Source organism: Flavobacterium beibuense (genome assembly GCF_004151245.1).
Taxonomy (GTDB): Bacteria; Bacteroidota; Bacteroidia; order Flavobacteriales; family Flavobacteriaceae; genus Flavobacterium; species Flavobacterium beibuense_A.
Genome location: NZ_JUIW01000001.1, coordinates 47,555 through 61,553, shown reverse-complemented (window position 1 = coordinate 61,553; position 13,999 = coordinate 47,555). Strand labels below are relative to the sequence as shown.

At 37.7% G+C, this 13,999-nt stretch carries 11 protein-coding genes; 7 read left to right on the top strand and 4 right to left on the bottom strand.

Annotated features, from left to right (window positions below; genetic code table 11):
* Positions 1-2 precede the first annotated feature (2 nt).
* The 3 genes from pdhA to porU form a co-directional block, all read right to left on the bottom strand.
* Positions 3-1,004, bottom strand: a complete 1,002-nt coding sequence (pdhA, locus tag NU09_RS00280) for a pyruvate dehydrogenase (acetyl-transferring) E1 component subunit alpha (protein ID WP_129749251.1) — start codon at positions 1,002-1,004, stop codon at positions 3-5.
* Between the two features lie 204 nt (positions 1,005-1,208).
* Positions 1,209-2,429, bottom strand: a complete 1,221-nt coding sequence (gene porV / locus NU09_RS00275) for a type IX secretion system outer membrane channel protein PorV (protein ID WP_129749250.1) — start codon at positions 2,427-2,429, stop codon at positions 1,209-1,211.
* A gap of 41 nt (positions 2,430-2,470) precedes the next feature.
* Positions 2,471-6,313 carry a type IX secretion system sortase PorU gene (porU, locus tag NU09_RS00270; protein ID WP_129749249.1) on the bottom strand — a complete coding sequence of 1,281 codons (3,843 nt, stop codon included), beginning with the start codon at positions 6,311-6,313 and terminating at the stop codon, positions 2,471-2,473.
* Between the two features lie 208 nt (positions 6,314-6,521).
* On the opposite strand from porU, the gene gldJ reads away from it, so the two are divergent.
* From gldJ to NU09_RS00235, 7 genes are all read left to right on the top strand, one after another.
* Complete coding sequence (gldJ, locus tag NU09_RS00265; protein ID WP_129749248.1) at positions 6,522-8,192, top strand: gliding motility lipoprotein GldJ; 1,671 nt, start codon at positions 6,522-6,524, stop codon at positions 8,190-8,192.
* Positions 8,193-8,261: 69 nt separating this feature from the next.
* Positions 8,262-9,548 carry a UDP-N-acetylmuramoyl-tripeptide--D-alanyl-D-alanine ligase gene (locus tag NU09_RS00260; RefSeq protein ID WP_129749247.1) on the top strand — a complete coding sequence of 429 codons (1,287 nt, stop codon included), beginning with the start codon at positions 8,262-8,264 and terminating at the stop codon, positions 9,546-9,548.
* 114 nt (positions 9,549-9,662) lie between these two features.
* Complete coding sequence (locus tag NU09_RS00255; protein WP_129749246.1) at positions 9,663-10,256, top strand: TetR/AcrR family transcriptional regulator; 594 nt, start codon at positions 9,663-9,665, stop codon at positions 10,254-10,256.
* 3 nt (positions 10,257-10,259) lie between these two features.
* The gene (locus NU09_RS00250) at positions 10,260-10,487 is read left to right on the top strand and encodes a hypothetical protein (RefSeq protein WP_129749245.1); all 228 of its coding nucleotides are present in this window, start codon (positions 10,260-10,262) and stop codon (positions 10,485-10,487) included.
* A gap of 25 nt (positions 10,488-10,512) precedes the next feature.
* Entirely contained in the window at positions 10,513-11,763 is a 1,251-nt protein-coding gene (locus NU09_RS00245; protein ID WP_129749244.1) for an MFS transporter, read from the top strand.
* An 86-nt stretch (positions 11,764-11,849) separates the two neighbouring features.
* On the top strand, positions 11,850-12,428 hold the full coding sequence (locus tag NU09_RS00240; protein WP_129749243.1) for a Crp/Fnr family transcriptional regulator: 579 nt from the start codon (positions 11,850-11,852) through the stop codon (positions 12,426-12,428).
* 75 nt (positions 12,429-12,503) lie between these two features.
* Positions 12,504-13,385: an SDR family oxidoreductase gene (locus NU09_RS00235; RefSeq protein ID WP_129749242.1), complete on the top strand. Its 882-nt coding sequence runs from the start codon at positions 12,504-12,506 to the stop codon at positions 13,383-13,385.
* Between the two features lie 8 nt (positions 13,386-13,393).
* Here the strand turns inward: NU09_RS00235 and NU09_RS00230 are convergent, their stop codons facing one another.
* Positions 13,394-13,885, bottom strand: a complete 492-nt coding sequence (locus NU09_RS00230; RefSeq protein WP_129749241.1) for a hypothetical protein — start codon at positions 13,883-13,885, stop codon at positions 13,394-13,396.
* Positions 13,886-13,999 lie beyond the last annotated feature (114 nt).

Genomic DNA, 13,999 nt, shown 5'->3' with positions numbered 1-13,999 from the left:
TTTTATTGTAATTTATGTGGTATAAAAGGATAGTTTTCCTGTTCGTAAACAACGTCGTACATAATACTTAAATCCGGGTACGGAGACTCTTCAGCAAATTTCTCACATTCCGCAACAAGATCTTTTACTCTTTCATCAATAGCTTCAATTTCTGCATCTGTAGCATAGTTGTTTTCTTTGATGATATCAAGAACCTGAGTGATAGGGTCAATTTTTTTGTATTCCTCAACCTCTTCTTTGGTTCTGTAGTGCTGAGCATCACTCATTGAGTGACCTCTGTAACGGTACGTTTTCATTTCAAGGAAAGTAGGGCCATCGCCTCTTCTTGCTCTTTCCATAGCCTCATGCATAGCTTCGGCTACTTTTACAGGGTTCATACCGTCAACCGGTCCGCAAGGCATTTCATAACCAAGACCAAGTTTCCATATATCTGTGTGGTTAGCAGTCCTCTCTACAGAAGTACCCATTGCATAACCGTTGTTTTCTACAATAAACACTACAGGAAGTTTCCATAGCATAGCCATGTTAAATGCTTCATGAAGTGATCCCTGGCGTGCAGCACCATCACCAAAATAAGTAAGGGTTACACCGCCTGTTTCAAAATATTTATCTGCAAATGCGATACCGGCACCCACAGGAATCTGTGCTCCTACAATACCGTGTCCACCATAAAACCCATGTTCTTTAGAGAAGATGTGCATAGATCCTCCAAGACCTTTTGAAGTACCTGTACCTTTACCTAAAAGTTCTGCCATTACTTTTCTTGGGTCTACTCCCATACCAATTGGCTGAACGTGGTTACGGTAAGCCGTAATCATTTTGTCTTTAGACAGGTCCATTGCATGAAGAGCACCGGCAAGAACTGCTTCCTGCCCGTTATATAAGTGAAGGAAACCTCTAACTTTCTGCTGGATATATAAAGCAGCCAGCTTGTCTTCAAACTTTCTCCAAAACTGCATGTCTTCATACCATTTCAGATAAACTTCTTTTGTAATTTCTTTCATTTCCTAATAGATGTTGCTAATATGTTCTTTAAAAATCTGATTATGACGCAAAAAGTTTCCTCACACAAATTTGCGAACTGCAAAAATAAGACTTCCCTTTAATAACTAAAAAAATAAATCAAAGTATTTTACCCTTTTTTCCACATACAAAAAATAAAAAAGGGATTTTAAGCAAATCCCTTTTAAATATTGTATTTCCAACTACTAATATTCGTCGTAATCGTCTCCAAAATTGAATGAAAGTGAAAAACGAAGTGTATTTTCAAGCGGGTTTCTTACCTGCGAAGCAGAGAATAAATAAGAAACGTCCACCTTAACAGCTGTATATCTGAAACCGGCACCTAAAGAGAAAAACTTACGGGCACCTTTCATTTCGCTCTCATTAAAATAACCTAATCTAAACATAAAGGCATCCTGATAGCTATATTCTGCCCCTACCGAATACGTAACTTCTTTAAGCTCTTCACTAAAACCATCCGGCGCATCACCAAATGACTTAAACATACCTGACACCCAGCCTATTTTTCTGTAATCCTGAAGATCCTGAGAATAGTTAGTATCGGCAACAGCCTTATCAGAATCATCTATAGTACCGTTTCCGTCAAAATCCTCAAGAGTATAAGCAGGAGGTGTAGGCACCATAAGCTTAGTAAGCTCAAGGTTAACCCCTATTTTATTGTATTCGTCAAAAATGAAATCAAAACCTCCACCTAATCTCATGTTAGCAGGAAGGAAGTTTGCATTTTCTTCATTGTCATCATTATTGTAGTTGATCTTAGGCCCCATGTTCTGGAAGTTAAAACCAAGTCTCCATCTACCGTCAAAATCAGAATAAGGTATTTCTTCCGACTGATAGAAACCAGCCACATCAAAAGCAAAAGTAGTCGCTGCTCTTGCATCCCCACCTCCTGATGTTTCAGGTATTCTTAAATTGGAACTGATAAAACGCCCAGCAACAGCCATTGAGAAACGCTCACTTAATTTAAGTGAATAAGAAAGATCTAAAGCAAGTTCGTTAGGACTTCTCACTACAGGCTCTTCATCCGGGTTTTGCCTTAACTCGATATCACCTAAACCAAAATAACGAAGACTGGCACCAAAGGCACTTCTATCGTTAATTCTGTCATAAAATGTTAACTGAGCCAATGATATATCGTTTGCAATATCAGTAAGGTATGGAGTATAACTCACAGACCCTCCATATTCTTTAAGCGCAAAAGCATATTTTGCCGGATTCCATTGCTGAGAGAAAACATCTGTTGAAGTAGCAACTCCGTTATCGGCCATACCTGCCGCTCTTGCATCTGCCGCTATCAGTAAAAAAGGAACTCCTGTGGTAATTACTCTTTCTGTTTGAGTTTGAGTTTGAGCCTTTGCCACCTGTACTCCTAAAAGTATAATGGCAAATAAAATTATTTTCTTCATTTTTATCTTGAAAATTTTAAGGTAACAAATATAGTATTTTCTTATAGCAATACAAGTTTCTCATACTTTTCAGCTTTTTTACCTGTTGAAACTGAACGTACTGTCAATTTATAAACATACACTCCTTTACCAATCCTGTCGCCAAAATCGTCACGCCCGTCCCATTTGATATCACGACACAAAAATCCTTCGGTGCTAACCGATTGGTTAATTGTTTTTACAACCTTACCACTTACGGTAAAAATCTGTACCTGAACATCAAGCGGCTCAAAAGGCCTGTTATGGGTAAACCAGAATTCGGTATAACTAACAAAAGGGTTAGGATAATTTAACACCTTTTCCAGCCTCATCTCTTCGTCACCTACCACTACAAACTGTATTTCGGAAGTAACAAGATTATTATAAACATCCCATGCTTTGAATGTTATTGTATGAAGTCCCGGTTCCAAATCACTGAAAGGATATTTAAGACTACCCTTCATGTAATCATCAACATCGGTTTCATAATAATCATTAAGCACAAATGGTTTTGTTTCATCCCCATCAAGAATAGCAACTATATCATGACCTATACCACTTGCGGTATTAATACCATGCTCATCCTGAAGAAATGCCAGAAATATAGGTGAATCGTTAGTTATCCCTCCCGAGATAAAACTCTCATCATTCATATAAAGCCTTACGGTAGGCCCGGTTACATCTTCCTCTGCATTCTCGTTAATCCCCCCTATCTTAATATCACTATCAAACCCTGTATGGTCTTCCAGCACATTATTACGTTTTGAATAAAAACTAACCCTACCGTTACCTACAGGAATGCGAATATCCCTGGGCACAACAAAATTAAATTCAAATTTACCTCCTGCAACAGTTGCATTACCTCTAAATATAGCCTCTCCTAAAACCTTAAAATCGGTAGCATCTCCATTTGCTATACCATCATTCTCTAAAAGCTGCGTATCAATAGGTTTATCAAAAACAGTAGCAGCAAGTTCTCCATTATAATTACTTAACAGATTACCCCCTTCGTCTGTAACCTGACCTTCAAGCTTTACAAAAGATAATGCCTTAAGCGCTTCAGGCGCTCCGCTAACAGGTACATCATTTATCTCGGTAAGCACAATTTTAGGCTTTGGTATAGCCACAACTAGAGCCGGATCACCAATAAAAGAAACCACCCTTAAATTACTATTCCCCTCAGCTACCTTAGCCATCCTCATTGCTTCTGCCATAGAAGGGTATTCACCACCATCAAAAGCAAACAGATGTTCAGGCAAGGCTGCATTGAAACCAAAAGCAGCATTTACAAAAATAGACCTTGTAGTAGTAATTAACCCAATCGCACCACCTTTTGGATTCCAGTAAAGATACTCTCCACAGGTTGGCCTGTACGGATTATCAAAACGGGTAAGCTCACAGGTTACAGTAATAAATAACGGATACTTGTTTTCATTATTAAGCTCCTGCGCATCGGATTTTTCAAAAATTCTTTCAGCCGCCATACCGTCTTCACCACCGTGACCGAGATAATTTACGATAAGCGAACCGTAATTTATACTTCTTATTATTTGCTGCTTAGCCTTAGGATACCTGTACCCTCCGGAAGAAGATTCCTGAATATAAGCATCAGAATATATTTTCCTTACATTAATAAATGGCTTATTAGCAACAACCATATTATAAACACCCTCCATTTGAGGAACAAAGTCGGAAACCACCTCATCCGGATCATCAGCCACGAGAATATATTCATTTCTCCATCTGCCATAGGACTCTTCGTGCAGATAAGCCGCAACTTTATCTACCATCTCCCTGGCATCAGTAGCATCGGTTACCAGCATACGCCCTACTGCGACATCTGCAGATTCAGCATTATCGGTAATCGACCCCTCATTAGCATCCATTAACCCGAAAAATTCATCCGAAACAAATGTAGTAGATGTACTATAATTAGATATACTACCTCCATAGGCATGAAAAGTAGGAACAATATTAGTATTATTAGGTATCCTGTTTTTATAATCAAAAGAGGCATCACCAAAAAGGCATACATATTTTATTCGTTTATCATCTGAAGACGCATTAAAATATATATACCTAACCAAATTTCTTATCGCTGCAATATCCTGTTTACCTGAAGAAAACTCCTGATAGATGTTTTCAAGGTTAACAACCTTTACATTCAAACCTGAACTTGTTCTATGTATATTAGCCAGTCTCTCTGCTTCCGAATTAAGATAGGCAGGTGTAACTATAAGATAATCGATATCCTGAAACTGCCCTTGTGAATTATTAAAAATCGTACCTTTTATATTTTGATTAGCAACTGCCGTCTGACTATCCCTTAACGGAGAATAATAATCTGAAGGAACAACTGTAATATATTTTCTCACCTCACCGGCCTGAGCCCTGAAAGAAAACTGTCCCTGATTAGATTCATTGGTAACTTTTCTTGCATTATATATATCGGTAATATCCCAAACCGCACTTATACCCGATGCATTGGTTAGCTGATATTCTAAAACTCCTGTATTACCTCCGGCAGCATCATACTGAAACCTGAATTGCTTTCCGTTACCTTTTAAAAAGCGCTTAGGCTTTATAACAATATAATCTAACCAGGCATTAGACCCGGGAACACCATTATTATTATAAGTAAGGTTTATAGTAATTGTACCCCCGGCAGGAGTAAAAGTCCCAACAAAACCCTGATTAGAATTCATTCCTTCTCTGGCAACATTACTACCACTCGAGGAACCAAAAGTAACAGTACCTACATTTTGTCCATTTGCCTTAACTCCCATTGTCGTGGCGGTTAACGAAGTAGCCGCAGCACTTACGTTAATAGTTACAGGCGAAGTCAAATCGATATCGGGAACAAAAAACTCAAAGTCCTGGCTATTGTTAACATTAAACTGTTCTCCATGCCATTTTCTGCCCAGTCTTGCAATACTTACCAAGTCCTCTTCATGATAATAATAATCATCAAAAGAAGTAACCGTTACCGTTGCAGGATCTGTTGGCTGAACAACATCATTAATCCTTTTACCGTCTGTCCCGGAAGAAGTAACATAATAATATGTCTTGTTAGCATATAAATTATTATTGGTACCACTCTCATCATTCCAGTTATCCACACCTTCTGCATAGAAAAGTATATAATCACCATCCCCAAAATTACCATCCTCTTCTCCTACAAACAGTATAGCATTTTCAGCCAGATCATCAGGATAAGCAATATTGTTTTTTAACGGAGCCATACGGCCGCCGTTACCATATATCTTAATCTTTCGCGGATCTACATTTACATTAACACCTATTTGTTGCAGGAAACTTTTTGATATCCTGTACACCCCCGATTTTTCCACATAAAACCTGCGCCATTCACCGGAAGCCAAAACCGAATTCGTTATAATTTGGGTATCCTTAAAATTAAATGCCCCTCCACCTATATTATAGGAGTAAGAAAATGACTTAACCCTTTTATAGCCCGAGCCATCTTTTATAATAGGAGAAAACCTCATTTCTGCATACCATTTATTACGGGCATGGGCACTTTCAAGCTTCTGATTAATTGAAGTCGGAATTTTATTTATAGAAAGCTCACCCAGTAAATCGGCCGAAATACTCTCATAAACTATATTAGTAATCTGAAAAGAAGCAGGGTTTACCCTACCTGAAACAGGAAATCTTTGCCTGAAAAAAAGCTCAGAAGTATCATCCTTGTACTCCATATTAGAATAGTCAAACTGTGGGATATTTACTGAATTACCCTCATTTAAAGGAAACTTTGCATTATCCTTCCAGATAATATTTACAGTACCCTGCTGAGCATAAGACAGCAAAGAAAAAAACAGTATTATAAAGAGTATTCTATTTTTCATCAATTGTGACAACGTAAATACCAAAAATATATTACGGTAATAAAAAGATTTTTTTTATTTATCAGGATTGCAATATTACTTCAATTCATGCGTTATTTAAAGACACTATTAACATAATTTTGGAATTTTATTAAAAATTTTAAAAACGTGTTGCGGTTTAATGGTTAATTATTATATTGCGCCACGAAATTAATTACCTGCAAAAAGTATGAAGATTAACAAGATTACAGCTTTTAAATTGCTACTTGCAGTTGCAGTAGCAGTTGGTTTTACCGGTTGTAGCAAGAAAGGCGGTAGCAATACTTCCTCTGCGACTGGTTGGAAAATCAATGACAAAAAGGGTGGTTTCCAACACAACTCTAACTACAAACAACAGGAGCCAGCTCCGGGACTTGTAGAGGTTGAAGGAGGAACTTTTACCATGGGTAGAGTTCAGGATGATGTAATGCATGATTGGAATAACACTCCAAACCAACAGCATGTTCAATCTTTTTATATGGACGAAACCGAGGTTACTAATGTAATGTACATGGAGTACCTTGAGTGGTTGAAGAAAGTTTACCCACCAACAGAAGAGAACTACAAAAACATTTATGTAGGCGCTCTACCTGATACATTAGTATGGAGAAGTGCCCTTGGCTATAACGAAACCATGACTAATAACTACCTAAGACACCCGGCATACGCTAACTACCCTGTGGTAGGAGTTAACTGGATTCAGGCAGTTGAGTTTTGTGACTGGAGAACAAACCGCGTTAATGAGTCTATTCTTGAAAAAGAAGGTTATCTTAAAAGAGATGCAAAAATTCTTGACGTAACTGCCGAAAACAACTTTGACACTGAAACTTACCTTGAAAGCCCAACTAAAGCTTACGGAGGTAACGAAGAGGTTGTTCTAAGAGGTCGTAACAACAAACAATCAGGTGACGAAGAGGCTGTTAACGTATATGCTCAAAGAACTTCAGGTTTAATTTCACCTGAGTACAGACTTCCAACTGAAGCTGAGTGGGAATATGCTGCTATCGCACTTGTAGGTAACCGTGAGTACAACATTTACCGTGGTAACAAAAAATATCCTTGGAAAGGTCAATACACTCGTTCTGGAAAAAGACAGAAAAGAGGTGACCAGTTGGCTAACTTTAAACAAGGTAAAGGTGACTACGGAGGAATTGCAGGATGGTCTGATGACAACGCAGATATTACTGCACCGGTTAAATCTTACCCACCAAACGACTTTGGTCTTTACGATATGGCAGGTAACGTAGCCGAGTGGGTAGCCGATGTATACCGTCCTATTATAGATGATGAAGCAAGTGACTTCAACTACTACAGAGGTAACGTTTACATGAAAAACCAAATTGGTGAAGACGGAAGAGCAGAAATTGTTACTTCTGAAACTATAGAGTATGACACTTTAAGTAACGGTAGAATCCAGTACAGAAATCTTCCAGGTCAAATTGCAAGAACTGCTGTTACTGAAGAAGATGTTTACCTAAGACAAAACTACACGAAGAGTGATAACCGTAACTACAGAGATGGTGACAGACAGTCTACTCGTTTCTACGATTACGGAGGATCTTCTGAAGAAGGTGTAAACACTACAAGCCAGATGTATGACTCTCCTCAGCACACAGTAGAAACTGACAGCTTAGGAAACATGATAAGAGAATGGGACAAATCTAACAAGAGGAGTACCCTTATCAATGACAACGTAAGAGTTTACAAAGGTGGATCTTGGAGAGACAGAGCTTACTGGTTAGATCCTGCTCAAAGAAGATACTACCCACAAGATATGGCAACTGACTTCATCGGATTCAGATGTGCAATGTCTAAAGTAGGTCCTAAGTCTACTAAGAAAACAGCAAGACACAAAGGTTAATCAAAAGATTAATTTCTTATAAATAAAAAAATAAAGCCCTATCTTAGGGCTTTATTTTTTTATACACCTATGACAACTACAGAAGAACTATACCAGTACTTCATTAAATGCAGTTCGGTTACTACCGACACCCGAAAAATTGAAGCCAATTCCCTGTTTGTAGCATTAAAGGGAGATCGTTTTGACGCAAATACTTTTGCAGAAGAAGCTCTTGCTAAAGGAGCCGCTTATGCCGTAGTAGACAATCCCGAATACAAAACAAACGACAGAATACTTTTAGTTGATAACGGACTTACGGCTTTACAACAGCTTGCCAATCACCACAGAAATATATTAGGCCTGCCAATAATAGCCTTAACCGGCAGCAATGGCAAGACCACAACCAAAGAACTTATTAATGCGGTTCTTTCCAAAAAATATAACACCACAGCGACTATAGGCAACCTTAACAATCATATAGGTGTTCCCTTGACCCTGCTTTCGTTCACTAATGAAACAGAGATAGGCATTGTGGAAATGGGCGCAAACCATAAAAAAGAAATTGAATTTTTATGCAACATTGCAGAACCTAACTTTGGGTATATAACCAATTTTGGTAAAGCACACCTTGAAGGTTTTGGAGGTGTTGAAGGTGTAATTCAGGGAAAAAGCGAACTTTACGAATATCTGAAATCACACACAAAAACGGTTTTTGTAAACCTTGACGATTCCATTCAGGATGAAAAGACTAAAGACATGTCACGCTTTACATTTGCAGTAGATGATTATAATTGTGATGTTAGGATTGATACAGTTCATGCCAACCCTATGGTTACAATAAAATATAATAATCTGGACATACACTCTAACCTAATAGGTATTTATAATGCAAACAACATAAATTCCGCAATAACCATAGGCACTTACTTTAAAATAAGCGATAAAAAAATCAAGGACGCTATAGAAAATTACATCCCTAACAATAACCGCTCACAGCTGATAGAAAAAAACAGCAACAGCATTATTATGGATGCCTATAATGCTAATCCAAGTAGCATGAATGCCGCCCTGGATAATCTTTTACAGCTGGATGCAAAATCAAAAATTGCAATCTTGGGAGATATGTTTGAACTGGGCACCGAAAGTCTTGATGAGCACAAAAAACTTGTAGACAAGATGGCTGATAAGCATCAGGTGGAAACATATTTTATCGGCAAAGATTTTTATGCTAATAAAATTAGCAGTAACCATCTTTTCTTTTTTGATACTTTCGAGAACTTTAAAGAATACCTCAGCAATATAAAACCCATTCAAAAAACAATATTGATAAAGGGTTCCAGAGGCATGGCACTAGAACGCACATTAGATATTTTATAAACAAAAGACGCTTTCACATTGAGAGCGTTTTTTGTTTATTTTACAACTTTTTGTTGTCATAAATGAATGAACATTCATTTATTTAATTATTTTTGTCATCAGAAAAACTACCACATGAGGACAAGGGATACCGATAAAGAAGAACTGGTTTATAAAAAGACTATTGAACAAATTGTAAAACATGGCTTTGACGGCTTTAGTATGAACAAGCTGGCAAAGGCATGCAATATATCTGTAGCTACCCTATACATATATTACAAAGACAAGGATGATCTAATAAAGCAGGTAGGGGGTAAACTGGGTGACAAATTTTTCGAGATGGTAGTGGATGGTTTCAGTGCCGACATGTCTTTTGAAGAAGGTATGTGGAAACAATGGCAAAACCGGGCTGGTTATGCCATAAAATACCCAACCGAAGTTTCCTGCTTTGAAGCAATGAAACACTCCCCTTTTGCTGAAGAAATAATGCAGACTGAAGCGCTCCAAAAATTCAAGCAGCTCATGATGAATTTTTTTAAAAATGCAGTTGACAGAAAAGAGCTTACACCTATGCCTCCGGAAATATTCTGGTGTGCGGCATACGGACCTTTATATGCTTTGATAAACTTTAATCGTGATGGTAAAAGCATGGGTGGTAAAAGATTTGTATTAACCGATGAAGTACTAAAACAGACATTTGACATAATGATAAAAGGACTAAAAAAATAAAAAATGAAACAGGACCAACCCCAAATACACGTTTTTAAAACCGACATAACTGAACATTGCAGCAATTGTGAAGTCACAAAAAAACTAAACAATCATCCTGAAATACAGGACTGGAGTATAGACTGTGACGACACTGACTGCGTGTTAAGAGTTATTAGCAACAATATAAATACTAACGACATTATAGAGCTGGTAGTTTCTGCCGGCCATAACTGTGCAGAATTAGTATAAAACGAAATCAATCATCAATCAAAAAATGAAATCAAAATCAGAAATCCCTAAGTTTACACCGCATCAAAAACTGGTGATAGCCTTACTGGCAATTGCACAGTTTACAGTAATCCTGGACTTCATGGTAATTTCTCCCTTAGGAGATATACTCATGAAAGACCTAAATATGTCTACATCAAATTTTGGCTTTGCTGTTTCGGCATATGCCTTCAGCGCAGGAACATCGGGCCTGTTGGCAGCAGGCTTTGCCGATAAGTTTGACCGAAAAAAACTGCTTATATTCTTCTATACCGGATTTATTCTGGGAACATTTTTCTGTGCCATGGCAAACAGTTACTGGACGCTTGTTGCCGCAAGGATATTCACAGGACTATTTGGAGGGGTTATAGGATCCATATCACTCGCTATTGTAACAGATTTATTTGTTCTACAACAAAGAGGACGTGTTATGGGCTTTATTCAAATGGCTTTTGCCAGCAGTCAGATTTTAGGTATCCCATTAGGCTTGTACTTTGCAAATAACTGGGGATGGCACTCTTCTTTCCTGATGATTGTAGTACTGGCAGTAATTACACTTGCCGTAATTGTTATTAAACTACAACCTATAAACAAACATTTGGAGTTACAATCGGATAAAAGCCCATTCTTACACCTGTTCAATACATTAAGTAACAAAAGATATCAGGTAGGCTTTACCGCTATTGCCATACTTTCAGTTGGCGGATTTATGCTGCAGCCATTTGGAACGGCTTACTTAGTAAACAACATTCATGTTAGCCATGAGGAGCTCCCGATAATATTCTTTTTTACAGGAGTATCGGTCTTAATCATAATGCCAATGATAGGTAGATTAAGTGACAAAGTGAGTAAGCTGAAGCTTTTTGCCGTAGGTTCATTAATTTCAATAATCATGATTTTAATATATACTAACCTACCTCCTATTCCTGTATGGCAAATTATAATAATAAACATGATATTGTTTATGGGAATTATGAGCAGGATGGTTCCTTCTACAACCTTAAACACGGCTGTACCCGAAACTCAGGACAGGGGAGCCTATATGGCCATTACCTCATCGTTACAGCAAATTGCCGGAGGTATTGCCGCTGTTTGTGCCGGTTTTATAGTTCATCAGCAAACCAAAACCAGTCCGCTAATAAATTATGATATATTGGGCTATGTAATAAGTATTATAACCCTTGTATCCATCTTACTTATACAAAGGGTAGACTCAATGGTTAATCCGAAAGAAAGAGTAACCGAAGTCGCTATATAACATCATCAATCAAAAAACTTACAGTTTTTCAACTCCGGTATTGCCGGAGTTTTTTATTCAATGCTTTAATTTATTACTTTTATATAATGCATCCTGAATTTGAAAAATACCTAATAGCCAATACCTCCCTTACGGAAGATATCATCCGGAATATTGGCAATACTGCGACAATTAAAACACTGCGTCGCAACGAACTTTTATTACAGGCAGGAGATATCTGCCGCCATAAGGTTTTTATAGCAAAAGGACTGCTTCGTATGTACAGTACAGATGCAAACGGCAACGAACACATAGTACAGTTTTCGCCCGAACACACCTGGACACTTGACGTAGAAAGCTATGACAAGGAAACCCCTTCCTTAATAAACATAGGAGCCACTGAACCTACAGAAGTACTATTATGGACAAAGGATGACTTTAACAGATTACTGAATGAAATCCCTGAACTCCGTAAGCTGTCGCAGCAAATTATATCCCGAAACATATACTACAGCAGGCAACGCATACTAACCACACTTAGTGGCACACCTGAAGAAAAATATGATGACTTCATCCAACGTTTTCCAAATTTATTGTCCCGATTGCCTTTACGGATGATAGCATCCTATCTGGGCATGTCAATTAAAACACTTACCAGAATACGCCACACACAACTGCACCGATAATTTCAATTATGGTCAAATGACCACGTTTATCACCTTGTTTTTAACGTGCTTTGTTACAGTTAAAAACTTAAAATTATGCGCGTATTTGTAACTGGAGCCTCAGGCTTTGTAGGCTCAGCAATAGTAAATGAATTATTAAATGCCGACATGGAAGTGCTCGGACTGGTAAGATCGGAAAGTTCAGCTGAAAAGCTAAAAGAAACAGGGGCCGATATACTTATGGGAGACATACATGACCCTGATATTATCCGTAAAGGAGCAACTTCCTGCGATGCCGTAATCCACACCGCTTTCAATCATGATTTTTCCAAGTATTCGGATAGTTGTGAAGAAGACAGAAAAATAATCGAAATCTTTAGCGATGCACTTGCAGGAACACAAAAACCATTGGTTATTACTTCGGCTGTAGGTATACTTCGTAGCGAAAAAGCAATTACCGAAGACGACAAGCCAGCGAGCTCTACAAGCGTTCCTAGGGCAGCATCAGAAGAAGCGGCATTAGCTGCCTTGGCTAAAGGAGTGAACACCTATATTGTTCGCCTTCCTATTGTGCACGGTAAAAACGACCACGGATTTATTCCTATTGTTATAGAAATGGATAAAGAGAAAGGACAGTGTAGCTATATAGGTGAAGGACTTAACAGGTGGCCTGCTGTACATAGAGAGGATGCCGCCAGCCTATACCGACTTATTGTCGAGAAACAACCTGAGCAAAAAGTTTTTCACCCTGTAGCCGAGGAAGGAATACCGTTTAAAGAAATTGCTAAAACTATTAGCAAAGGCATTTCACTACCTCTAAAAAGCCTAAATCATGATGAGGCAGAAGCACATTTTACTTGGTTTACTCATTTTGCAGGTATGGATGGTTATACCTCAAGCGAAAAAACCAGAAGCATACTTGGTTGGAAACCTCAACAAATAGGAATGCTGGAAGATATGAATAAAAATTATTTTTAGGATTAAAATCACAACTTTGAATAAGGTTCAGGATACTTTTCAGGATATTCTTTACGCTTATCAATATAATATTGGAGTGGTTTTCTTGCTGAATTTTCATTAACCCTAAATAAAAACAAAAATCTATCCTGCCTGTTCAAATAGAGGGTAATTGTATTTTCATTATAATCAACAATATCGAGAGAGTGCTCGCCCCAAGTCAAAATACTATCTTTTGATACAGACCAGGCAGTGTCATAAAAAACCACATCTCCCTGACTGTTTATTTGAGTAAACTCATTATTTAAATCTTTTTGATAGCGCCTGCAAACTCCATCATCATTAAATTTAAAATAGGGACCTCCAAGATATCCTGGCTCAACTTCATCGTAAAGCAACCAATAATCCTGCTTGCCGTTAATGATACATTTCTCTAATGACTGATTATCGCAACCCACAATGATAAAACTTTGTAAAAAAAGTAATGAAAAAACAATTATTCTTTTTATTGACTTTAACATGACATATTGAGATAGACAAACTAATATAACGAAAAGAACTAAGTAAAAATTATTTTTAAAATAAAGAAAGTCGAAACAATGCTTTGGCATAGATTATGTAAAAATCATATACAA